This is a genomic window from Dehalobacter sp. 12DCB1 (assembly GCF_004343605.1).
Taxonomy (GTDB): Bacteria; Bacillota; Desulfitobacteriia; order Desulfitobacteriales; family Syntrophobotulaceae; genus Dehalobacter.
On record NZ_POSF01000002.1, the window covers coordinates 105,253 to 129,656 of the forward strand.

The 24,404-nt window shown below is 47.3% G+C and carries 21 protein-coding genes, 1 pseudogene and 1 riboswitch; of the genes and pseudogenes, 21 read left to right on the forward strand and 1 reads right to left on the reverse strand.

All coding sequences use genetic code 11. From position 1 onward, the window contains the following. Positions 1-63: 63 nt before the first annotated feature. Together C1I38_RS01145 and C1I38_RS01150 are read left to right on the forward strand one after the other, a co-directional pair. Complete coding sequence (locus C1I38_RS01145) at positions 64-1,233, forward strand: trypsin-like peptidase domain-containing protein (protein WP_119775470.1); 1,170 nt, start codon at positions 64-66, stop codon at positions 1,231-1,233. A gap of 305 nt (positions 1,234-1,538) precedes the next feature. Next, positions 1,539-5,912, forward strand: coding sequence for a 2-hydroxyacyl-CoA dehydratase (locus C1I38_RS01150; protein WP_119775471.1), 4,374 nt, complete (start codon positions 1,539-1,541; stop codon positions 5,910-5,912). 84 nt (positions 5,913-5,996) lie between these two features. Here the strand turns inward: C1I38_RS01150 and C1I38_RS01155 are convergent, their stop codons facing one another. After that, complete coding sequence (locus tag C1I38_RS01155; protein WP_119775473.1) at positions 5,997-6,206, reverse strand: alpha/beta-type small acid-soluble spore protein; 210 nt, start codon at positions 6,204-6,206, stop codon at positions 5,997-5,999. 144 nt (positions 6,207-6,350) lie between these two features. Between C1I38_RS01155 and rlmH the strand changes: the two genes are divergently transcribed. The 19 genes and pseudogenes from rlmH to C1I38_RS01250 all read left to right on the forward strand — a co-directional run bounded on the left by rlmH (position 6,351) and on the right by C1I38_RS01250 (position 24,267). Continuing rightward, entirely contained in the window at positions 6,351-6,830 is a 480-nt protein-coding gene (rlmH, locus tag C1I38_RS01160) for a 23S rRNA (pseudouridine(1915)-N(3))-methyltransferase RlmH (protein ID WP_199698273.1), read from the forward strand. Between the two features lie 100 nt (positions 6,831-6,930). Further along, positions 6,931-7,125: riboswitch (cobalamin riboswitch) on the forward strand. A gap of 131 nt (positions 7,126-7,256) precedes the next feature. Continuing rightward, complete coding sequence (locus C1I38_RS01165; protein WP_119775477.1) at positions 7,257-7,997, forward strand: energy-coupling factor ABC transporter permease; 741 nt, start codon at positions 7,257-7,259, stop codon at positions 7,995-7,997. 17 nt (positions 7,998-8,014) lie between these two features. Further along, positions 8,015-8,341: an energy-coupling factor ABC transporter substrate-binding protein gene (locus C1I38_RS01170; RefSeq protein WP_199698274.1), complete on the forward strand. Its 327-nt coding sequence runs from the start codon at positions 8,015-8,017 to the stop codon at positions 8,339-8,341. Next, positions 8,325-9,115 (forward strand): annotated as a pseudogene (gene cbiQ / locus C1I38_RS01175) (cobalt ECF transporter T component CbiQ). The gene C1I38_RS01170 and the pseudogene cbiQ overlap by 17 nt, the downstream one beginning before the upstream one ends. Beyond that, on the forward strand, positions 9,115-9,993 hold the full coding sequence (locus C1I38_RS01180) for an ATP-binding cassette domain-containing protein (protein ID WP_119775482.1): 879 nt from the start codon (positions 9,115-9,117) through the stop codon (positions 9,991-9,993). Before cbiQ ends, C1I38_RS01180 begins: the two are co-directional and overlap by 1 nt. 19 nt (positions 9,994-10,012) lie before the next feature. Next, a complete protein-coding gene (gene cbiD / locus C1I38_RS01185; RefSeq protein WP_119775944.1) occupies positions 10,013-11,209 on the forward strand; it encodes a cobalt-precorrin-5B (C(1))-methyltransferase CbiD in 1,197 nt (398 codons plus the stop codon). Further along, positions 11,206-11,907: a precorrin-2 C(20)-methyltransferase gene (gene cobI / locus C1I38_RS01190; protein ID WP_119775484.1), complete on the forward strand. Its 702-nt coding sequence runs from the start codon at positions 11,206-11,208 to the stop codon at positions 11,905-11,907. Before cbiD ends, cobI begins: the two co-directional genes overlap by 4 nt. Beyond that, positions 11,904-12,689: a precorrin-4 C(11)-methyltransferase gene (gene cobM, locus C1I38_RS01195; protein ID WP_119775485.1), complete on the forward strand. Its 786-nt coding sequence runs from the start codon at positions 11,904-11,906 to the stop codon at positions 12,687-12,689. The genes cobI and cobM overlap by 4 nt, the downstream gene beginning before the upstream one ends. Next, entirely contained in the window at positions 12,686-13,744 is a 1,059-nt protein-coding gene (locus tag C1I38_RS01200; RefSeq protein ID WP_119775487.1) for a cobalt-precorrin 5A hydrolase, read from the forward strand. Before cobM ends, C1I38_RS01200 begins: the two co-directional genes overlap by 4 nt. Then, positions 13,734-14,975 (forward strand): glutamyl-tRNA reductase, encoded by a 1,242-nt coding sequence (gene hemA, locus C1I38_RS01205; RefSeq protein ID WP_119775489.1) that lies wholly within the window; start codon positions 13,734-13,736, stop codon positions 14,973-14,975. The genes C1I38_RS01200 and hemA overlap by 11 nt, the downstream gene beginning before the upstream one ends. An 8-nt stretch (positions 14,976-14,983) precedes the next feature. Further along, the gene (cobJ, locus tag C1I38_RS01210; protein ID WP_119775491.1) at positions 14,984-15,712 is read left to right on the forward strand and encodes a precorrin-3B C(17)-methyltransferase; all 729 of its coding nucleotides are present in this window, start codon (positions 14,984-14,986) and stop codon (positions 15,710-15,712) included. After that, on the forward strand, positions 15,709-17,040 hold the full coding sequence (gene cobK / locus C1I38_RS01215; RefSeq protein ID WP_119775493.1) for a precorrin-6A reductase: 1,332 nt from the start codon (positions 15,709-15,711) through the stop codon (positions 17,038-17,040). The genes cobJ and cobK overlap by 4 nt, the downstream gene beginning before the upstream one ends. 76 nt (positions 17,041-17,116) lie before the next feature. After that, a complete protein-coding gene (gene hemC, locus C1I38_RS01220) occupies positions 17,117-18,013 on the forward strand; it encodes a hydroxymethylbilane synthase (protein ID WP_119775494.1) in 897 nt (298 codons plus the stop codon). Further along, positions 18,014-19,513 (forward strand): uroporphyrinogen-III C-methyltransferase, encoded by a 1,500-nt coding sequence (cobA, locus tag C1I38_RS01225; protein WP_119775496.1) that lies wholly within the window; start codon positions 18,014-18,016, stop codon positions 19,511-19,513. It abuts the gene before it with no gap. A gap of 28 nt (positions 19,514-19,541) precedes the next feature. Further along, a complete protein-coding gene (hemB, locus tag C1I38_RS01230; RefSeq protein ID WP_119775498.1) occupies positions 19,542-20,528 on the forward strand; it encodes a porphobilinogen synthase in 987 nt (328 codons plus the stop codon). Positions 20,529-20,558: 30 nt separating this feature from the next. Then, a complete protein-coding gene (hemL, locus tag C1I38_RS01235; RefSeq protein ID WP_119775499.1) occupies positions 20,559-21,836 on the forward strand; it encodes a glutamate-1-semialdehyde 2,1-aminomutase in 1,278 nt (425 codons plus the stop codon). 87 nt (positions 21,837-21,923) lie between these two features. Next, positions 21,924-22,319: a CbiX/SirB N-terminal domain-containing protein gene (locus C1I38_RS01240; protein WP_119775501.1), complete on the forward strand. Its 396-nt coding sequence runs from the start codon at positions 21,924-21,926 to the stop codon at positions 22,317-22,319. Continuing rightward, positions 22,307-23,575, forward strand: coding sequence for a precorrin-6y C5,15-methyltransferase (decarboxylating) subunit CbiE (gene cbiE / locus C1I38_RS01245; RefSeq protein WP_119775503.1), 1,269 nt, complete (start codon positions 22,307-22,309; stop codon positions 23,573-23,575). The genes C1I38_RS01240 and cbiE overlap by 13 nt, the downstream gene beginning before the upstream one ends. Positions 23,576-23,640: 65 nt before the next feature. Beyond that, positions 23,641-24,267: a precorrin-8X methylmutase gene (locus C1I38_RS01250; protein WP_015044961.1), complete on the forward strand. Its 627-nt coding sequence runs from the start codon at positions 23,641-23,643 to the stop codon at positions 24,265-24,267. The last annotated feature ends 137 nt before the right edge of the window (positions 24,268-24,404 follow it).

Consider the following 24,404-nt stretch of genomic DNA (forward strand, 5'->3'; position numbering starts at 1 on the left):
GAACATAACTGACAGACTAAATTTAAGGTAGACATGATACATACTGGATAGGAGGAATGTCAGATGGATGATTATAATGACCGGGACGATTTCGGACGAAGGAGTGGGAAACCCCGTATTGTTTCAACAGTTTTGCTTGCTGTCATCAGCGCAATTCTGGGAGGCTTGATTGCTGTCGTCCTTGTTCCTGCGGTATATCCTCAAGGCAATTATTTGGAGGGCGGTAATAAGGTTGTCGTTCAGCAGGCAGAAAATCCCCCGATTACATCCTCGAGTACTGCCGGTGGAGAGTCACCGGTGGTTAATATTGCCAGCACAGTAGGGCCTGCTGTCGTAGGTGTGGCCAACTTTCAGTATAGCGGGAATATTTTTGCCGGCAGCAGTGATGGACTCAGTGAAGCAGGAAGCGGTTCCGGCTTTATCATCAATGCTGCCCATGGCTATATTGTTACCAACTATCATGTCATTGGAGATGCTGAAAAAATTATAATTTCGCTTGCCGATGGTCGGGATGTTCCTGGAACGCTTGTCGGCGGTGATCCGCGGACCGATCTTGCCGTGCTCAAAATTGACGGTACGAAGGAACTTGCGGCTGTCCAGCTCGGAGATTCCGCAGCGTTAAAAGTCGGAGAATCTGTTGTTGCGATCGGGAATCCGGGAGGCCAGGATTTTGCCCGTACAGTCACAGCCGGTGTGGTATCAGCGACAGACAGGTTTCTTCAGCTGCAGGGGGAAGCCAGCTTCAATCTGATTCAGACGGATGCGGCGATTAACCCAGGCAACAGCGGTGGGCCGCTCGTCAATTACAGCGGCCAGGTTGTCGGAATCAATTCAGCCAAAAACGATACCCAGGGCTTTGAAGGTATGGGGTTTGCGATCCCAATTTCCGATGCGCTGCCTGTAATTCAGCAGCTCATTGAAAAAGGATTTGCGAGTCATCCGGCTTTGCAGATCAATATCGACGACCGCTACACGGAGGAATATGCTTCATTCAAAGACTGGCCGGCAGGCTGCTATATCGCCAGTGTTGAAAACGGTGGGGCGGCAGCTAAAGCCAGTATCCAGGCCGGAGATATCATTACGGCCATTAACGGAACAGCCATAACCAATTCTCTGGAGCTGACACACGAACTCTTTAAATACAAGCCGGGAGACAAAGTATCTGTCAGCTATTTCCGGGGTGGCAGCACGTATAAAACGGATGCGGTCCTCGGAGAAATCAGATCAGAATAGAGTAGCCAGAAACTAGAAAGGTCGAACGAATCAGCTATAGGAAGACATTCGACTATATCAGCTAAAGACTGCCGCCAAAAGCTTGGCGGCAGTCACATTTTCTATAGGGATAGGCGTTTTTCCCGGTATTCTCATACAATAATAAGGACGAGATACTAAGCAGGACGAGACACAGGACCGGACAGAAAAAGTTGCTATTTTGTTACACAGATGAAACCTGATATAATAAAGTTTGATACAAAAAAATATTAAAACGCTGTTTTTTATAGATTGAGCAGGTTGTTTAAACAGAAGGAGACAGGTGAATGACGAAACAAATGCATATCGGACTGGATGTCGGTTCGACCACCGTCAAAATTGCAATACTTGATGAAAAAGATAACTTGGTTTTCAGCAGCTACCAAAGGCATTTTTCAGATGTCCAGCATACAGTCAGCAACCTCCTGCAAAAGATTTACAGTCAGTTCCGCAATGAAAAAGTCACCATGAACGTGACAGGTTCAAGCGGTATGTCCACTTCCGAACAGATTGGGATTCCTTTTATTCAGGAGGTCATTGCCTGCCAAAAAGCTGTTGAACGATTTATTCCGGATACGGATGTCGCGATAGAGCTGGGCGGCGAAGATGCCAAGATCACATATTTTGGGGAATCGCCCGAACTCAGGATGAACGGTACCTGCGCCGGCGGGACAGGTGCGTTTATTGATCAAATGGCCATCTTGCTGAAAACCGATGCTGCGGGTCTCAATGAACTGGCTTCGCATCATCAGGAGATTTATCCGATTGCTTCGCGCTGCGGGGTTTTTGCTAAAACAGATATTCAACCGCTCTTAAACGAAGGTGCGGCCAAGGAAGATATTGCCGCCTCGATTTTTCAGGCTGTCGTGAATCAGACCATTGCGGGTTTAGCCTGTGGCAAACCAATCCGGGGCAATGTGGCATTTCTGGGCGGACCGCTTTCTTTCCTGCCTGAACTGCGCCAGCGCTTTATTGAGACCTTGAAGCTTAAACCGGAAAATATTATCGTGCCAGATAATGCTCAGTTTTTTGTGGCGATTGGGGCAGCCCTGGCTTCGAAACAGAGTGAAGTCTGCGATCTTCACGTGATCTATGAGAACATCCCGAATCTGCATAATTCGGATTCGGCCACTACCCTCCTCCAGCCTTTGTTTGCCAGTGAAGAAGAGTATGAAGCCTTCAGTCAAAGGCATCGAGGAAATTCCGTCGCGAAGAGACCGCTGGCAGAAGTCAGGGGAACCTGCTTTTTGGGTATCGATGCCGGATCGACCACGACGAAACTGGCTCTGATCGATGAAGATGGCAATTTACTTTATTCCCATTATGGAAGTAACGGAGGAAGTCCGTTAAAATCTACGGTTTCTGCTCTGCAAAAGCTTTATCAGGCTTTGCCGTCCGGAGCTACGATTGGCGGTTCCGTCGTGACCGGCTATGGAGAAGCCCTGCTAAAGGCTGCCCTCAAAGTTGATTACGGAGAAATAGAAACGGTTGCCCACCTTAAGGGCGCCGAATATTTTCTGCCCGGTGTTGACTTTATCCTCGATATCGGTGGCCAGGACATGAAATGCATGCAGATCCGCGACGGCGTTATTCATAATATCATGCTGAATGAAGCATGTTCTTCGGGCTGTGGGTCATTTATCGAGACGCTGGCCCAATCTCTGAGTTTATCTCTCTCAGAATTTGTGCAAAAAGGTTTATTTTCGAAGACCCCGGTCGATTTGGGTACCCGTTGCACCGTATTTATGAATTCCAAAATCAAACAGGTTCAAAAAGAAGGCGCGGATATCGGCAGCATCGCGGCCGGGATCTCGTATTCAGTTGTCAAAAATGCGTTATACAAAGTCATCCGCCTGCACAATTCTTCCGAAGTTGGTAAGAAAATTGTTGTTCAGGGCGGAACGTTTAATAATGATGCTGTTTTAAGAAGTTTTGAACGTGTCACGGGCCGCCAGGTCATTCGTCCGGACATTGCCGGTATCATGGGCGCGTTCGGAGCAGCTCTTATTGCCCGCGACCATTATCAGGCCGGAGAACAGACTACCCTGCTTGGTGAAAATGAACTGGAGGATTTCCTTACGGAGACCCATACGCGCCACTGTGGCCTATGCGGCAATAATTGCCTGTTGACGGTCAACCAATTCTCGGACGGCAGGGAGTTTCTGACAGGAAACCGCTGCGAGCGCGGAGCCGGACTGGAAAACACCTCTGAGGATATTCCGAACCTTTTTGCCTATAAATATGAGCGTCTATTTGCCTATAAACCACTCAAAAAGGAAGAAGCAACCCGTGGCGAAATCGGGATTCCACGGGTCCTGAATATGTATGAACATTATCCGTTCTGGTTTACGCTGCTAACGGAGCTCGGTTTCAGAGTTATTTTGTCCGGCCGCTCCTCAAAAAAGATATTTGAGCTCGGCATGGAGACCGTAGCTTCTGAGTCGCTGTGCTATCCGGCCAAACTGGCCAACGGGCATATTAAGGACCTTCTGAACAAAGGGGTCAAGCGGATTTTCTATCCGTGCCTTCCGAGAGATGAAAAAGAGCTGGCTGGCGCCAATAATAATTACAACTGCCCGATTGTCACTTCTTATCCGGAATCTCTTCATGCCAATGTGGATGAAATAAGGAACAAAGAAGTTGCATTTATTTTCCCGTTCCTGCCGATTGATGATATGGCGCGTTTAAAAGTTCGGATCTATGAAGAATTTAAAGCGATGGGTATAACACGACAAGAGGCAGCAAGTGCTGTAGATAAGGCTTTTGCCGAAAGAGATGCTGTTCGCCAGGACCTCAGAAACAAAGCGGAAGAAGTATTGGACTATTTGCAAAAGAACAACCTGAAAGGCATCGTACTTGCCGGTCGGCCGTATCATACCGATCCGGAGATCAACCACGGGATTCCAGAGATGATTACCGGTCTGGGGATCGCTGTGCTGACTGAAGATTCTGTCGCTCATCTTGGTCAGGTGGAAAGGCCTCTGCGCGTCCTCGACCAATGGGTCTACCACTCCAGGCTGTATGCGGCAGCAAGTTTTGTGGCAACCAGGGATGACTTGGAACTTGTCCAATTGAATTCGTTTGGCTGCGGACTGGATGCCGTCACCACGGATCAGGTTCAGGAGATACTGCATCAGTACAGAAAGACCTATACCTTGGTTAAAATTGATGAGATCAATAATCTGGGTGCTATTCGTATCCGGATACGGTCATTGCTCGCTGCAATGAAGGAAAGAGACAAAAAAGAAATTCATGCGCATAAGCTTTTTGAGACACCTAAAAGAGTCATGTTTACAGAAGAAATGAAGCATGAGTATACGATTCTTTCTCCACAGATGGCACCGATCCATTTTGAACTTATTGAAGAAGCTACCCGTTTGGAAGGCTATAAGATAGAGATTCTGCCTGATGTCGAGATGGATGTCGTCGAACAGGGACTTCTGCATGTGCATAACGATGCCTGCTATCCGTCAATCTTAGTTGTCGGTCAAATTATGGCGGCACTGAAATCAGGCCGTTATGACCTGAACAAGACGGCAGTCATCATGTCGCAAACAGGCGGCGGCTGCCGGGCCAGCAATTATATTGGCTTTATCCGTAAAGCCTTAAAAGATGCCGGCATGGAACAGATTCCGGTTATTTCCCTTAATGCCGGCGGTCTCGAATCCAATCCCGGGTTCAAACTTTCCATGAAGATGATCAAACGTTGCGTGATGGCTACGGTTTATGGCGATCTGCTGATGCGCGTAACTAATGCCATACGACCCTATGAGAAAAATAAAGGAGAAACGAATGATCTTCTGGCCAAATGGCTGAAGAAACTAAAGCCGACCCTGACTGCGATGAACCTGCGGGAATATCACCGAAATATCCGCCGAATTATCAAGGACTTTGATCATATTGAGATCCTGGATGTTAAGAAACCAAAGGTCGGGGTGGTTGGGGAGATCCTCGTCAAATTTCATCCATTTGCCAATAATTTTATTGTGGATGTTCTGGAAAAGGAAGGCGCCGAAGCCGTTCTGCCGGATCTGATGGATTTCTTTATGTACTGTGCGTATGGAACAATATTCAGAAGAAAAGAACTCGCTGGCTCACTGAAAAGCGAGCTTATCAGCCGCTATATTATCTGGCGATTGGAAAACTACCGCCGGGTAATGAAACGCACTTTGGCAAAGAGCAACCGTTTCCATCCTCCCAAATCGATTTATGAGTTGGCCGATATGGCCGGCAAGATCATGCATCTCGGACATCAGACCGGTGAAGGCTGGTTCCTGACCGCAGAAATGCTGGAACTGATAGAAAGCGGAGCAACAAACGTTGCCTGTCTGCAGCCGTTTGCCTGCCTGCCAAATCATATCACGGGTAAAGGGATGGTCCGCGAACTTAAACGGCACTACCCGCTGGCGAATATTGTGCCAATCGATTACGATCCGGGTGCCAGCCAGGTGAATCAGATCAACAGAATTAAACTGATGCTTTCAGTCGCTTTCAAAAATATGGAGAGGTCGGAAGCACTCAATAATGCCAATACGAACGATAGAAACAAAATGAATAACAACGCCGGGCAAATGCAATCTGCACCCGGCGAGGAAGCGGCAGCTTTGCATAACACTGAAGAAGGTACAGAGCAGTCGTATTCCGAACAGAAGATTATATAACAAAAAACCTCTTCAGTATTGTAGGCTGAAGAAGTTTTGAATATTTATTGAAGTAGATTAGGAATACTAAATGAGTCCGTTATTCTATTTCATCTGCTGTTTGGCATAGGCGATCATTTTTTTGACCATCTGGCCGCCGATCGGGCCTCCTTCCAGACCATTCTGTCTGGCAGTAACATCGCCTTTATAGTGATCGTTATTTTCCCTTACAAAATCAAGATGGCCGATTTCAGCCGCAGCCTCCATTTTTAGATTCTGCAGCAGCTTTTTTTTGCTTTCACTTGTTTTACTCATTTTTTTTCACCTCCATCAATATTATTGACACTTTTGAAAAAAATCTTCATTGTAAATAATCCAATATCAGAGAGATTTAACCTTCAAGTTTTTGATTGCAAATGTTTGGACGCAAACATAGTGACTGGAGTTGGAGAAAACATGCTGCAGATCAAAGTTCTAGCGGTAGGGAAAATCAAAGAAAATTATTTAAAAGAAGGGCTGAAGGAATACGCCAAGCGTCTTAGCGCGTACATCCGGCTTGAGATGATTGAAGTTGAGGACGAACCATGCCCCGAAAGGGCATCAGCTGCCGACGAAGTAAGAGTAAAACAGAAAGAAGCTGAAAAGGTTCTTAAATTAATTTCACCTCAGGATTATGTGGTTTTGCTGGATCTTCTGGGGAAGGAACTTTCTTCACCCGAACTTGCCGTTTTGTTTGATGAAAAAGGGCTTTCAGGCCAGAGCCGGATCACTTTTGTGATTGGCGGATCTCTCGGTACGGCAGATGAAATCCGAAAACGCGCCGATTACCGGTGGTCGTTCTCGAAGCTTACCTTTCCGCACCAGATGATCAGGCTTATCCTGCTGGAGCAGATTTACCGGGCGTGCAAGATTAGCAAAGGGGAACCCTACCACAAATAGAATTGATGGAGGTAAAGATACTTCAATTAATATGTTCAAGGCTAAAGTAAAAATAATATTGATTCCTTGTCGAAAGAGCGATATAATGAATCAGGATTAAAACTGAATAGGCAGAACAGGTGTTGAATGAAGCTGATAAGCGTATCATTCAATGAATAAGGAAAGTCGGGTAGAAGCCCGCGCGGTCACGCCGCTGTGAAAGTGGAGTTCTTCAGGTATACCACTGGGAAACTGGGAAGGTCTGAAGATCGATGATGCTTAAGCCAGAAGACCTACCTGTTTTAGTGTCTCACCATATACTCTACGAGTGATAGAGAGGGGGATGTATGTGCAAGACTACCGAGGAAAACTTCCTAGCATATGAGCCTCTCGACGTAAGATGTTGAGAGGTTTTTTGTTTCATATCTTATATAGGAGAGTTTGACGATGATAAATAAAAAGATTTGGATAATGGGTCTCGTACTTATGTTTATGTTCTTGCCCCAGCAGACATATGCCATGCATATCATGGAGGGCTTCCTTCCTGCGGGTTGGTGTATTACTTGGGGTGCTTTGGCAATACCTTTTGTTCTGGCTGGTTTTTTTTCTATCAGAAGAACTGTTGGAGAGCATCCCAAAACATTAATGCTTTTGGCGATGGCAGGTGCCTTTGCTTTTGTTTTGTCTTCCCTGAAGATTCCTTCCGTTACAGGAAGCAGTTCGCATCCTACAGGGGTTGGTTTTGGCGCTATCTTGTTCGGACCGACCGCAATGGCCGTAATTGGCTTGATCATACTGCTGTTTCAGGCTGTCTTACTGGCCCATGGCGGATTGACAACATTGGGGGCAAATACTTTTTCGATGGGCATTGTGGGGCCGCTGGTAGCTTTTGCTACATACAAAATGGTGAAGAAAGCAAATGGACCGCAGTGGCTTGCTGTGTTTCTCGCTGCCGCACTTGGGGATTTATTGACTTACGTCACGACATCGGTGCAGCTTGCACTGGCGTTTCCAGCTGAAACAGGCGGCGTTATGGCATCACTTACCAAGTTTCTAGGTATTTTTGCCTTAACGCAAGTACCATTGGCGATCAGTGAAGGTATTTTGACTGTGCTGATATTTAAGGCGATTTCATCCTATGCAGGGGATGAGCTTAAAGACTTAAAAATACTTTCAAAGGAGGTCTGAAAGTGTCTGTAGAAACGATGAAACCGAAGAATAAAAATCGGGTTATCATCACAAATATTATTTTAATTACGATTGTCATAGCGCTTGCCGTTATACCCCTCATTGTGCAAAAAAATGCGGAGTTTGCTGGGGCTGACAGCCAAGCTGAACAAGCTATAGCAGAACTTAACGGGAATTACCAGGCCTGGTTCTCACCAATTTGGGAGCCGCCTAGCGGAGAAATTGAAAGCTTGTTGTTTGCGCTTCAGGCAGCTGTCGGAGCAGGTGTTTTGGGCTACGGGTTAGGTTATCTGCGGGGTCGTAAGAAAAAGGAAGAATCGGTAAACAATGATTTACATCGATAAATACGCTTATTTATCCAGGCTTAAACAAACGAATCCATTGAAAAAGCTAGTCTTAGCCGTTTTGGTTTTGGGGGTCTGTCTCTGGGCTGATTCCGTTGCGGTGTCAATCTTGACGCTCCTGATCATGGGCTGGTATACCGTTTGCAAAGGCGGTACACCTGTTAGAATTTTTATTAGACTTATGCTTGTCCCACTTTCCTTTTTAGTGATCGGCGTTTTAACCATTGCGGTCAATGTTTCAGGGGACAAAGATGTTTTTGTATTCTCTGTATATGCATTTGGCATGTATATCGGGGTGTCGCAGTCCGGTATTTTAAGTGCGGCAAATCTGTTTTTAAAGCGCTTGGCGCGGTTTCCTGTCTGTATTATTTATCGCTGAGTACACCAATGGTAGACCTGTTGGCAGTTCTTCGGAAGCTTAAAGTTCCAAGACTGATGGTTGAATTGATGGGACTGATCTACCGGTTTATTTTTGTATTTTTAGAAATGGCAGACACCATGTTTACGGCGCAGAATTCTCGCTTGGGCTATGCGGGGCTTTCCTCCGGATACCGTTCATTGGCGGCTCTGGCTTCGTCACTTTTTATCCGGTCTTATCAGAGGGCGGATGAACTGTATATTGCGCTTGAAGCCAGGGGATATGACGGTGAGCTCAGTGTGATCCATGAGCAGGCGGAGACCCATTGGACAGAATATATTCCGATTATGCTGATTAACCTATTCCTGATTGCAGTTGCGCTGTTTTCCAAACAATGGACAGGAGGCTTGCTATAATGGCCGAAAATGGCTTGATTGAAAATGTGGAGGCTAAAAATATCTTGGAAGTCAGAAATCTCCACTACATCTACAGTGATGGAACCCAGGCCTTAAAGGCCCTGTCACTTGGGATTAAACAGGGGAAAACGACAGCAGTCCTCGGAAGCAACGGTGCTGGAAAATCAACGTTGCTGCTTTCCTTTAACGGCATCAATAAGCCTTCAGGCGGCGAAGTCCTATTCAAGGGCCTGCCGCTGGATTATTCAGTAAAAGGTCTCAAACAGCTTCGAAAATCTGTTGGCATTGTTTTTCAGGATCCGGATAAGCAGTTGTTTTCAGCCAGTGTCTATCAGGATATCTCCTTTGGAGCGATGAATCTAAAGCTGCCTGAGGAGGAAGTCCGCAGAAGGGTGGATCTAGCCATGAAGAGAACCGGGATATCCCACCTGAAAGACAAGCCTACACACAGCCTCAGTTTTGGCCAGAAAAAACGTGCAGCCATTGCCGGCGTTCTGGTGATGGAGCCGGAAGTGCTTATTTTGGATGAACCGACTGCAGGGCTTGACCCACTCGGAGTCAGCGAGCTAATGAAGCTGCTCAGAAAACTGCAAATTGAGCTGAATTTGTCCGTTGTGATCTCAACGCATGACATTGATATTGTCCCGCTTTACTGCGATTATGCGTATGTAATCGATGACGGCAGGCTTGTAATGGAAGGTACGCCTCAGGAAGTGTTTTCGCATCCGGAGGAAATCAGAAGGATTAATCTCAGACTCCCAAGAATTGGGCATCTTATGGAAATCTTGCACGATAAAGATGGCTTTGAATTTGCCCAGCCTGCCAATACCATATCTGAGGCCAGAAAAGCTTTAATTAACTGGAAAGATACAAACTGATTGAAGGAATATAAAAATGATGAATCATGACATCCACCATCTAAACGTTGAACAAAACAGTCCACAAAACAGTCAATCCGGTGAACTCTTTATCATCAAACAGAATAAAAGACTGAGATGCGGCTTTACTACGGGATCCTGTGCGGCTGCTGCTGCCAAGGCTGGGGCGGTAATGCTGCTCTCGGGAGACCTGTGCACACAAATAGCCATTGCGACACCGAAAGGGATACCGGTTACGATGCAGGTGCTGGAAGTTCGGAGAGACATGAACCAGGTGACGTGTGCTGTAAAAAAGGACAGCGGCGATGACCCGGATGTGACTAACGGCATCCTTATTTTTGCGACGGTCACCAGAGCGAACCATAATAATATTCAGGTTGATGGCGGCCAGGGCGTCGGCAGAATCACTAAGCCCGGGCTTGCCTGTTCTATAGGAGAACCGGCCATCAATCCTGTTCCCAGAAGTATGATTATGTCGGAAGTGGCGAAAGTCTGTGCCGAGTACGGTTATGAGGGAGGCCTGGAAATTACGATATCAGTTCCGGAAGGGGAGGCCATTGCCAGAAGAACCTTTAACCCACGGCTGGGCATTGTTGGCGGAATCTCTATTCTGGGAACAATAGGAATTGTCGAGCCGATGAGCGAAAAGGCCCTGATCGATACGATTCGACTGGAGATGAATCAGCAGAAAGAAAAGGGCTGCAGAGATCTGTTGGTCTGCCCTGGAAATTACGGTGAAACTTTTGCCCGCAGTACGCTGGGGCTGGAGAGTTCTCTGATTCACTGCAGCAATTATATCGGTGAAATGCTGGATTTTACCTTGGAATTAGGCTTTGACGGCCTGCTGCTGATTGGACATGCCGGAAAATTGGTCAAGCTGGCAGCGGGCATTATGAATACCCACTCCCGCTATGCGGACTGCCGCATGGAAGTTATCGCCGTACATGCTGCCTTACACGGTGCCGGGAAGGAGATAGTCAAAGAAATTATGGCTAGCCTGACAGCACCGCAGGCCGTTACGGTATTAGACCGGCACGGGCTTAGAAACCAGGTATTTGAGTCCATCATGTTAAAAATTGATGAATATGTGAATTACCGCCTGCAGAATAAGGTGAAAGCCGGTGTGATCCTGTATTCCAATGAACAGGGTATCCTGGGCAAAACACCGCAGGCGGATGAAATAGTCAATAAAATAAAAAGGATGAAGCCATCATGAAAGCAGCATTATACGGAATAGGCGTAGGTCCGGGAGACTTTGAACTGATGACCTTAAAGGCCGTCCGAATCATCAGCGAGGCAGATCTTATTGCTGTTCCGCGGACGGATGAAAAAGAAATGACCGCCTGGAATATTGCCAAGCAGGCTGTGGACCTCTCCACAAAAGAAATACTGGAACTTTACATGCCGATGACACGGGATGCCCAAATGCTGGAGCAAAGCCATCAGGAAGCAGCTGAACAGATCATCGACCAGCTCAAACAAAACAAATCTGTGGCTTTTCTTACGCTAGGGGATCCATCGATCTATTCCACATACATTTATCTGCATAACCGGGTTTTGGAAGCAGGCTATGATGCCCGGCTGATTCCGGGGGTCCCGTCCTTCTGTGCTGTAGCAGCAAGACTTAATGTGCCTCTCTGCGAGGGCGCCCAGCCGTTGCACATTATCCCCGCATCCTATGAAGGGTCCTTTGATTACCTGGACTGGGGCGGAACCAAGGTGCTGATGAAATCAGGAAGGGAATTTGGCAAGGTTAAGGAAGAGCTTATCAGCAAAGATCTGGTTAAGCATACCCAGATGGTGGAATGCTGCGGGATGCCGTCAGAGAGAGTTATAAAAGATATCAGTGTAGCCGAGGGGAAAGCAAGCTATTTTTCCACGATCATTGTGAAAGAAAAGGAGATTGTCAGATGATTTATTTTATTGGGGCCGGTCCGGGCGCGGTAGATTTAATCACGGTTCGCGGAAAGACGCTTTTGGAACAGGCCGATGTTGTGATTTATGCAGGCTCGCTGGTCAACCCGGAGCTATTGAATGTTACGAAGAAGGAATGCACCGTTTACGACAGTGCCGGGATGACACTGGAAGAGGTGCTTGCTGTGATGGTTCCTGCCACCCGGGCAGGTAAACTGGTCGTGCGTCTGCATACCGGCGATCCAAGCATTTACGGAGCGATCCGTGAGCAGATGGATCTGCTTGATGCCGAGGGCCTGTATTACGAAGTCGTACCTGGAGTCAGCTCGTTTTTCGGAGCTGCTGCCTCCTTGAAGAAGGAGTATACATTGCCGGATATCAGCCAAACTGTAATTATTACCCGCATGGAAGGAAGAACCCCGGTACCGCCTAAGGAAGACATTGCTCTCCTGGCGTCGCATCAGGCGACCATGGCAATTTTCTTAAGTACAGGGATGCTGGAGAACTTAAGTGCCAAGCTTATGGAAGGCGGTTACGCCGCTGACACTCCGGCAGCGATTGTTTATAAGGCAACCTGGCCGGATGAGAAGCAGTTCCGCTGTACGGTAGGGACATTGGCGAGGACAGCTAAAGAGAACCATATCACCAAAACGGCCTTGATTCTAGTGGGCAGATTTTTGGGAAACGACTTCGAAAGATCTAAACTTTACGATCCGGCATTTACGCATGAATTTCGGGAAGGAATCGATCCACTGCCTTCTTGGACTGAGGATTTGAAATGAAGATAAGCATCCTGGCTTTTACCGCCAATGGAGTCGCTCTCAGCCTGAAAATAAAAGAGCTGTTGGATGCTCAAGGTAATCATACGGCTTGCTATCAGCCGGAAAAACTTACCGGGGCCGTCAATACAGCCGGCATGGCAGAACCCATTGCTCCGGATTTAAAGGTGTTTACAGGCAGACAGTTTGCAGAAAAAGACGCGCTAATTTTTGTTGGGGCCTGCGGGATTGCCGTCAGGGCAATCTCCTCCTTTGTTCAGGACAAGACGAAAGATCCGGCCGTTTTGTGTATTGACGAAAAGGGACGGTTCGTTATACCGCTCCTCTCCGGCCACATCGGCGGCGCCAACATGCTGGCGGACAGGATATCCGAAGCGCTAAACGCAATCCCTGTGATAACGACTGCAACGGATATAAACAGGCTTTTTTCGGTCGATGAATGGGCAGCTTTCCATGACGCCTGGATTTCGGATCTGAAAGTAGCGAAAGAAATTTCGGCACGACTATTGGCAGAAAAGCCGGTCGGGTTTTATAGCGAGCTGGACATAGAAGGAGAGATGCCGCGTTTATTGGAGAAGAATGAAAACAGCATGGGTATTGGCATTTGTGTTTCTCTGAATGACAAATTAAAACCCTATCCCATAACGCTGAATATCGTTCCCCGGACGGTGTATCTCGGAATTGGCTGCCGAAGGGGTACGCCGCTGCAGCGTATTGAGGATCTTGTCCTTGAGCAGTTGAGCAGGAACAACATCAGCTTTCAGGCCATTGCGGGCATTGCCAGTATTGACCTCAAAACAAAAGAACAGGGGCTGCTTGATTTTGCCGCAAAAAATAATCTGCCACTGCATTTTTTTAGTTCAGATGAACTTCTTTCCGTACCAGGCAAGTATACAGAATCGGAATTTGTAAGTAGTATTACCGGTGTCGGCAATGTCTGTGAGCGGGCGGCCTTAATGGTAAGCGCAGGCGGAGGGCTGATTAGCCGAAAAGTATCCGGGAATGGGGTAACAATAGCTCTTGCTCAGAAGGAATGGAGGGTTAGCTTTGAATATTAGAATGATCGGGATCGATCATGAAAAAGCATCATTAAAGGAACGCGAAATGTTTGCCTTTACACCGATTCAAAGCAGACAGGCCATGGAAGCTGCTGTAAATAATTATGGTGTGGAAGGCGCAGTAATTATATCCACCTGCAACCGTACGGAGCTATGGGTCAGCGAAAATGAAGGATCTCTAGTTAATTTGAAAGAAATTCTCTACGGTCTGAAGCGAATTGAGAAGGAAGACAGGGATAAATATGAGCGCTTATTTGTTATCCGGCAGTCCCGTGAGGCCTTTGTTCACCTCTTTCAAACTGCCTGCGGATTGAAGTCTCAGATTTGGGGAGAAAGCCAAATTTTATCCCAAATTAAAAAAGCCATTGAAGAGGCCAGAGAGACAGGTACTGCTGACCTTTATCTGGAAAAACTTTTTCAGATGGCCATAACCTCGGCGAAGAAAGTAAAAACACAGATTCAGCTGACGACGACGGACGTATCGGTAGCAACGAAAGCTCTGGAGCGGATCCAGGAAGTCTTTCCTGACTTGGGGGAAAAGCGGTGTCTGGTCATTGGCAACGGCGAGATGGGAAAGATTGTAGCCGCACAGCTTGCAGATTGTGGGGCGGAGGTTTTGATCACCTTAAGACAGCGTAAACACGGAGCTTATTTATTGCCGAAACAATGTACGGGCGTGGATTACGAAAAACGCCATACGGTGCTAGCCGACATGGATGTAGTGGTAAGCGTGACGTCCAGCCCACATTATACGATTAAAGCTGATGCCTTAATTTCAGCTCTGGCGCAGAATCATAGGCCAAGAATCTTTTGTGATCTGGCAGTACCGAGGGATATCGAACCGAAAGTCGGAGATATGGAGAATATTACATTACTGGATATGGACAATTTGGGTCTAGGGAAGGCAGAGCTCAGAAACCAGAATGCTTTAGCAGCGGCTTATGAAATTATTGATGAACATATCGACAAATTTATAGAATCATTTGAAATCCGCAGTTATCTGCCGCTACTGCAAAGCATATCCAATTCAACATCGGAAAGGATATGCCGGAATTTGCAAAAAGATCTTGCGTACCTGAATTTAAGCGACCAAGACAAAGCATTCTTTGAAAACAGGCTGGCGCAAGTGGCAGAAAAGGCAGTAAGTTCGGTGCTGTTTGGGTTTAGGGACAGTATTGACCGGGATCTGTGGGATGAATGTTTTACAAATTTAGAGAAAGTAGTTAGGTAAGAAGGGCAATGAAAATATATGTCGTGGGATTAGGACCGGGCGGACCGGAGCAAATGACAAACCGTGCGCAGGAAGCACTTAGAAAAAGTGATATTTTAGTCGGATATACGCTTTATATCGATTTAATCAAGGATCAGTTTCCAGATAAAAAGTTAATTGCTACGCCGATGAAGAAAGAGGTGGATCGCTGCAGGACCGCGGTTGAAAAGGCGCTGGAAGGTGCAACGGTTGCTGTGGTCTCGAGCGGGGATGCCGGGGTCTATGGCATGGCAGGAATTGTGCTGGAGCTTGCAGAGCCGTATCCTTTCCTCGAGGTCGAAGTAATACCAGGAATCACAGCGGCCTGCAGCGGTGCAGCTGTTCTCGGAGCGCCGCTCATTCATGACTTTGCAGTCATCAGCCTCAGTGATCTATTAACGCCGTGGGAGAAGATCGAAGCCAGGCTTGCAGCGGCAGCCCAGGGAGATTTTGTCATTGTACTATACAACCCATCGAGTATCAAAAGGCACGATTATTTGAAAAAGGCTTGCGATATTGTGATGCGCCATCAGAATGCTAACCTGCCGTCCGGTATTGTCCGCAGCATCGGCAGAGAGGGCGAGAATTATGAAATTGTCTCCAGCCTGACTGAATTGAGAGAGAAGAAAGTTGATATGTTTACGACTGTCATTATCGGGAATTCACAGACAAGGGTAATCAACAACAAACTGGTCACACCGAGAGGATATAGGAAATGATGAAAATGCCGGTATTTTGGATCATTGCCGGGACAACTGAAGGCAGGGAGCTGATTGATGAGCTGCGGCGAAGTAACGCAAAAGTGTATGTTTCAGTGGCCACGGATTATGGCAGGGAGCTGATCGAACCGGATCAAAATCTTCACATCCAAGCGCGACGTTTGGGCCGGGAAGAAATGGCCGCCTTCATTCGGGAGGTTCAGCCGGACTGTGTCATTGATACAACACATCCTTACGCCCAAATTGTTACGGACAATATCTGCGAAGCTTGCCGCGAAACCGCAACGGACTATATCCGTCTGCAAAGGGAACCGGGCAGATTGGTCTCGAATAATCCGTCATTTAACGCAAATATATTGGAAAACATGATTTATGCGGACAACAGCGAGGATGCGGTACGGGTATTAAATGATAAGACTGGGAACATCTTTCTGAGCTGCGGAAGCAAGGAGATTGAAACGTTTACCGGAATCAAGGACTATCAGGAGCGGGTATTTGCCAGGGTCCTTCCGATGCAGGATGTAATGGAGAAGTGTGAAAAGCTGGGCTTTAAGAAGTCAAATATAAGCTATATGCAGGGCCCATTTTCCAAAGAGCTGAACATTGCCATGCTGAAAGCATCTCAAGCAAGATTTCTGGTGACAAAAGACTCCGGAGAGACCGGAGGATTCCAGGAAAAAATTGAAGCAGCACGTGAGCTGGGAATTACAGTGATTCTAATCAGGCGGCCGGAACAACCAGAGACACTGGAGCATCCAGGTAAAATAGATGAGAAAGAAGATGCGCAACAGCATACGTTTTACAACAAGGAACAGGTTTTGCACAAGCTTGCCTGGGACTATTCTCTGGAACAGCGTCCGAATCAGCCTTGGTTTCCGCTTTTTGTTTCTCTTCAGAATAAAAAGATTGTTGTCTTCGGGGGCGGAAAGATTGCGGCAAGAAGAATCAGAACATTACTGCCGTTTGATGCCGACATTACCGTGATTACGCCTGAACTTGTCCCGGAGCTTAAACAAGAATTGGCAGATAATGGAAGAGTCACTTTGCTCTGTCGCAAGTATCAGGAAGGGGACTGTAATGGGGCTGACCTGGTTCTGGCAGTAACCAATGAAACACAAGTAAACCGTCAAATTGCCGAAGAATGCACCCGGTATGGAATCCCTGTCAGTGTCGCAGATTGTAAGGAACTATGTACGTTCTATTTCCCGGCAGTGGTCAGGAAGGGAAATGTGGTGATCGGGCTCACGGCCAGCGGGGAAGACCATACGAAGGCTAAGAAGACAGCAGAGAAGCTGAGGCTATACATGAATGAACACTTGGACGAATAAATAATGACGAATAAATAACATAATGAAATAAACGAACAATAAGTAACTTTGATTAAATGAGAATAGAGGTAGCCGAATGGGAAAAAGAAAAATAATTGTCGGCAGCCGGGAAAGCAGGCTGGCGGTGATCCAGTCACAATTTGTTATGGAGCAGATCCGAAAAAATCATCCTGAATTGGAACTTGAGCTTATTACCATGAAGACCACAGGGGACGTCATTTTGGAACAGACGTTGGACAAAATAGGAGGAAAAGGCCTTTTTGTGAAAGAACTGGACAGGGCGCTCTGTCAAGGTGTAATTGATATCGCTGTTCACAGTTTAAAGGATATGCCGGCAGAAATACCGGAGGACCTGCCGATTACGGCATTTTCTAAAAGAGAAGATCCTCGGGACGTACTGGTTTTGCCGCAGGGGACAGGATCTATAGAAAATCTAGACAAAGAAAAGGCTGTTGGCTGTTCCAGCGCACGCCGAACAATCCAGTTTTTAGATCTGTATCCCGGTTTAGATGTCAAGCCTGTGCGGGGCAACGTACTTACCCGGCTCAAAAAGCTGGACGAGGGTGAATTCAGTTCTCTGCTGCTGGCTTTCGCCGGACTTAAGCGGCTGTCACTGGAAAACCGTATCAGTAGGGTGTTTTCCACTGAGGAAATGATCCCCTCTGCCGGACAGGGAATCCTGGCGATTCAGGGCAGAAAAGGCGAGGATCTCAACTTTTTGGCGTGTATTAACGACAAAGATGCTCAGACAGCAGCCCTGGCTGAAAGAGCCTTTATTCAAAAACTTGACGGCGGGTGCAGTTCACCTGCTGCGGCATTTGCCGAAGTGCATGGTACAGAAGTCAGGATCACCGGCCTCTATGTCGATGTTGAAACCGGTGAAAAGGCCAAAGGCAGCATGACCGGCGACCGCAGGGATGCGGCGGAAATAGGATACAGATTGGCAACGAGACTACTTGCGGAGGTAAGATAAATGGAGCAAAAGAGAACGGGAAAAGTTTGGCTGGTTGGGGCAGGCCCGTCTGATGCAGGACTGCTCACCGTAAAAGGGCTGCGTGTTCTTCAGAATGCAGAGGTTGTCATTTACGACAAGCTCGTAGGTATTGAAATCCTCAATTTAATCCCTAAAGACGCAAAAAAAATAGATGTCGGCAAGCTGCCGACCTATCATCGTATTCCGCAGGACGAGATCAACCGGATTCTGCTGGAAGAAGCCCTGGAAGGCAGGACAGTCGTTCGTCTGAAGGGCGGAGATCCGTTTATGTTCGGACGTGGCGGAGAGGAATTGGAACTGCTCCATGAACATCAGGTTCCGTTCGAGGTAGTACCTGGGGTGACATCGGCCATCGCGGTTCCTGCTTATGCAGGAATCCCGGTAACCCATAGGGACTTTTGTTCTTCCCTGCATATCATTACAGGACATACAAAAGAGGGCGAGACTCCGAATATTGATTTTCAGGCTGCTGTAAACATGAAAGGAACGTTGGTGTTCCTGATGGGAGTATCGGCGATCGAAAGTATTTCCGAAGGGCTGCTGGATGCTGGAATGGCTTCGGATATGCCGGCGGCGGTCATCGAAAGAGGAACGACAGCAAGACAACGCAAGCTTCTGACGACAGTCGGCAACCTGCCAGGTGACGCTGCAAAGGCGGAAATCCGCAACCCATCTGTTATCGTTATCGGCCAGGTCTGTTCCTTGTCCGAGAATTTCGAATGGGCAGGGAAGCGTCCGCTTGCAGGTAAACGTGTCGTGGTAACACGTCCGGAAAAACTTAATTCCGTCCTTAGTCAGAAGATCCGAGATCTTGGCGGGGAAGCTTTGGAATTCCCATGTATCCAAACCAGACCAATAAGCGACAATAAAGCATTTAATGCTGCACTGGAGCGGATCAAAGAATATAACTGGCTTGTTTTTTCCAGCGCGGCTGGCGTAGAGGCTCTCTTTGACAGAATATACGAAATGGGGAGAGACATCCGTGACCTGTACGGGATTAAGATCGCGGTTATCGGAGCCGGAACGGCCAAGGTGTTTACCCAGCGCGGCATTCGCATTGAGTATATGCCGGAAAGCTATAACGTCGCCAGCCTTGCCAGCGGCCTCGTCAACGTTCTGGCACCTGGAGAAAAAGTGTTGGTCTTACGGGCCAGGGAAGGATCGGAAGATCTAAACCGCATTTTTGATCAAGCAGGAATCTGCTATGAAGATATTCCGGTTTATGACACGTTCTACGAATCAGACAGCAGTATTTTTTCAAAAGAAATAATCCTGTCTTATGATTTTGATTATGCGGCATTTACAAGTGCTTCGACAGTAGGCGGATTTGTCAATGCCCTGCCGCAGCTGGATTTTACAAAGGTGACGGCAGTTTGCATTGGTGAAGAAACAGCCAAGGTGGCCCGAAGCCACGGGATGAAGTGTATTATTGCCGAAAAAGCTACTTTGGACAGTATGGTTGAGGCAATCTCGCAGTAGCAGTAAATGGCGGCCAAAGGAGGTACCGATGGAAGCAATCAGACCGAGAAGATTGAGAAAAGACAACGTTACCCGGGAGTTGGTACGTGAAACTCGTCTTTCTAAAAGTGCCCTGATCTACCCGATATTTATCAAGGAAGGCAGTGCAATTGAAGAAAATATCGCAGCGATGGACGGCCAGAAGCGCTACAGCCCGGACCGGGTTGAACATGCGGTGGAGACCGTCATCAAGGCTGGTATCGGCAGTGTTCTGCTTTTCGGGGTACCGGAGCACAGTCGCAAGGATGAGACCGGAAGTGAGGCCTATAACGAAAACGGTGCCCTGCAGCAGGCCGTTCGGAAAATCAAGTTGAGCTTTCCACAGATTAATGTCATTACAGATGTATGCCTTTGCGAATATACCAGTCACGGACATTGTGGCCTATTAAAAGGCAAGGAAGTGGATAATGACGGTACTCTGTCAATACTGGCCAAAGTGGCAGTATCCCATGCCCAGGCCGGTGCAGATATGGTAGCGCCATCCGATATGATGGATGGACGGATACAAGCCATCCGCGAAGCGTTGGACCAACACCATTTTACGACCCTACCGATTATGTCCTATTCGGCCAAGTATGCATCCTCCTTCTATGGACCTTTTCGGGAGGCAGCCGGATGTGCACCGTCTTTCGGAGACCGGAAAACTTATCAAATGGATTATCATAATCTGCGTGAAGCCGTCCGGGAATCTGAACTTGATGTGCTGGAAGGGGCGGACATTTTGATGGTCAAACCGGCTCTGGCTTACCTGGATGTGATTGCCAAGCTCAAAGAGACATTTGACCTTCCCCTGGCTGCTTACAGTGTCAGCGGAGAGTACAGCATGATCAAGGCGGCAGCAAAAGCCGGACTGATTGATGAGGCCGCGATGATCTGCGAAACGACCGTGAGTTTTTTTCGGGCAGGAACCGATATGCTGATCACATATTTTGCACCGGAGATTGCGGCGTATATCAGTGAAGGAAGAATTGGTTAAGATTTAACAGTTAAAAGGCAGGTACAAGCTATGAAATCGGAAATATTATATGAAAAGGCTAAACAGCTGATGCCCGGCGGAGTCAACAGTCCTGTGCGTAATTTTCAGTCTGTCGGCGATACGCCGCGCTTTATCAGCCGTGCCAAAGGGGCAAGACTCTATGATGTAGACGGTAACGAGTATATCGATTATATCGGCTCTTGGGGGCCGATGATCCTCGGACATGCCAACCCGGAAGTGCTGGAGGCTGTCGTGACGGCAGCTGAAAGAGGCTTGAGCTTCGGAGCTGCCACAGAAGCTGAGGTCAGGATGGCCCAATTGATCTGTGACTTGGTTCCGTCAATTGAAATGATCCGAATGGTCAATTCAGGAACAGAAGCAACGATGAGCGCAGTACGTGCAGCTCGCGGTTTTACCGGCAGAAATAAAATTATTAAATTCGAAGGCTGTTACCATGGACACAGCGACGCAATGCTGGTCAAGGCAGGATCGGGGGTTATGTCCTCCGGCGTACCGAGCAGCCTCGGGGTTCCTCCTGGATGTGCCGCTGATACTCTGACGGCGGTATTTAATGATATTGGCAGTGTGCAGGCCTTATTTGAAAACAATAAAGATCAGGTTGCAGCAGTGATTGTTGAGCTTGTACCTGCCAATATGGGTGTTGTCCTGCCGAAGCCGGGTTTTCTGCAGGAACTGCAAAAGCTTTGTACTGAAAACAGCACATTGCTCATTGCCGATGAGGTTATTACCGGATTCAGGCTTGGTCTAGGCGGAGCCCAGGAACTGTTTGGCATTAAGCCGGATTTAACGGCTTATGGAAAAATTATTGGCGGCGGCATGCCGGTCGGGGCATACGGTGGAAGAAAAGAAATCATGCAGCAGGTCGCACCCTGCGGAGGAGTCTATCAGGCAGGAACTTTAAGCGGAAACCCTGTGGCCATGGCTGCAGGTATTGCTCAACTGTCTATTCTTAAAAACAACCCGCAGATCTATACGCATATTGATAGTCTCTCAGCAAGACTAAGCAACGGATTACGGGAACTGATCAAAGCTAGAGGCCTAAAGGCGACGGTAAACAGTATCGGCTCGCTTTCAACGCTGTTGTTTACCAAACGGGAAGTCTATAATTATACCGATGCCTTGACCAGTGATACGAAGATGTATGGACGATTCTTCAGTGCCATGCTGAATCAGGGAATTTATCTTGCCCCTGCGCAATTCGAAGCGGTATTTATCTCTAATTCCCATACGGAAGTGGATATTGACCGGACGCTGGAGTGTGCAGAGAAGGCCTTAAGATCTCTCTAAATTTGAATAACCGATTTCATTAGAATACCAGGTAATGGAGTTAGAATTTTCAATTAAGGAATTATTTTTTGGAAAGGGAAGAGTGCGATGACGGGAATTTTAATCTTAGCTCATGGTAGCAGACAAAGTGAAACGGAAAATACGCTGCAGAAAATCATTGAGATGGTTAAGGAAGAACTGAAGTCTGGACTCAATACTAATCTAATTGAATATGCGTTCTTACAATTTTCCGCTAACAATCTGGAAACGGGCCTGAAAAAACTTCTTGACCGGGGAGTTACAGAGATCAAGGTCATTCCGTATTTCCTGTTTGCCGGTGTTCATATTCTGGAGGATATCCCGGCTGAAATTGATGAATTCTTGAAAGAATACCCCAATGTAAAAATCAGCTTTGGACAAACTTTGGGGGCAGATAAGAGACTTGCACAAATTGTTGTCGATCGGATAAAGGAAATGAGCGGTGACGCAAAATGCTGCAGCTGAACATCATTGGCATGGGCCCAGGCAATCTCCTGCAGCTGACTCGTGAGGCAGCGGAGGCAATAGAACGAAGCCAATGTCTGATTGGTGATAAGCGTATCCTGGCAGGATTGATAAACTTAGCAGATGGAAAAGACTTATATCATGCGACCCAGGACCGGCAGATCAGGGAATTTCTGCATACACTGCAGTCAGCCAGCGCGTGCGCCTATGAAGTTTCTATTCTGGTGTCTGGGGATGTTGGCTTCTACAGCCTGGCAAAGTCGCTCCTCGGCACTCTGGAATCCGAAAACCTCGTGGCTTCACCAAACATCCGCTTGATCTGTGGAATCGGATCACTTCAGTATTTTGCTTCGAAGCTCAGAACTTCCTGGGACGATGCCGTGATCTGCAGCCTGCATGGCAGAGCCAACAATATTGTCGGAAAAGTGATGAATAACAGGAAGGTATTTGTTCTGACAGGTGGAGACCAGAATCCGGCATCCATCTGTAGGAGACTCTGTGATTTCGGCTTAGCGCATGTCAAAGTCAGTATTGGTGAAAACCTATCTTATCCGGATGAGAGGATTTGCACCGGAAAGGCCCAAGAATTTCTTGAACAGCCCTTCACCTCACTGAGCGTCATGATAATCGAAAATGTAACGCCGCTGAACCGGGCCTGCATCACGCACGGGCTTCCAGATGAATGGTTTGTGCGTGGTGATGTGCCGATGACCAAGCAGGAGGTCCGGGCAGTTTCTCTCTCTAAGCTACGTCTCCGCCAGGGCGATACCACCTACGACATTGGTGCCGGGACCGGTTCTGTTGCACTTGAAATGGCACTGCAGCAGTCGGATGGATTTGTCTATGCGATCGAAAAAAAAGATCAGGCGGTAGAGCTCATCCAAAGGAATAAAGAGAAATTCGGTGTAAAAAATCTTATTGTTATCAAAAATACGGCACCGGACGGAATTGCAGAGCTTCCGCCACCGGATAGGGTTTTTATCGGCGGCAGCAGCGGTAATTTGAAGGAAATACTCGATATGGTTTATGCCAAAAACCCGGTTGCGGGAATTGTTATCAATGCAATTACGCTGGAAACCCTGAATGAAGCCATGGATTACTATAACGATCAGACTGTTTATGATGTAGAGATTGTTCAAGTAATGGTCTCCAAAGCCAGAAAGCTGGCGAATTATCATCTCTTTACGGGACAGAACCCGGTGTTTGTGTTATCGGTCTGGCCTGTTGGAGTAAGCGTAGCGCATAAAGAAAGCTAAAATAAGCCATAAATCAAAATGCGCCCCCAAATATTAACCCAGAAAAAGTAGGAAGGTAAATAATCATGGAGCATCGATTTGAAAATGTACTGCCAGAGGAGATTGAAAAAAGAAGCTTTGAAATCATCACGGAAGAGCTTGGGGATATTCAACTGGATATGGAGAAAGCCCCAATCATCAAGCGGGTGATCCATACTTCGGCGGATTTTGATTATGTCCATAACTTGTGTTTTTCCGACAATGTCGTGCAGATTGCGCTTAGTGCCATTAAAAATGGGGCATCGATATTAACAGATACAAAAATGGCCAGCGTTGGAATTAATGCCGGCAAACTAGGCGCATATGGCGGAAAGGTTTACTGCTTTATATCCGATCAGGATGTAGCACAGGAAGCAAAGGAAAAGGGCAGCACACGCGCGGCTGTTTGCATGGAGAAGGCCAGTACCATTCCGGAACCGTTGATCATCGCCGTCGGAAATGCACCTACAGCACTGATCAGACTGGACCAGCTTATTCGCTCAGGACAGATTAAGCCGGTACTGGTGATTGGAGTTCCCGTCGGCTTTGTCAACGTTGTGCAGTCTAAAGAGCTGATCATGCTTTCCGGCGTTCCCTACATCGTAGCCAGAGGCCGAAAAGGCGGAAGCAATGTTGCTGCAGCCATTTGCAATGCACTTCTTTATTCGCTCTAAATTTTGACCTATGGTCAAACTACACCTACATCTTAACAATTTGACATTGTAAGGCGTTAGGTGTGCCCGCGTATACGCCTCGAAGCAAGAAACTTAAAGAAATCTCCGATATTGGGATTAGACGACATCTGGATAAA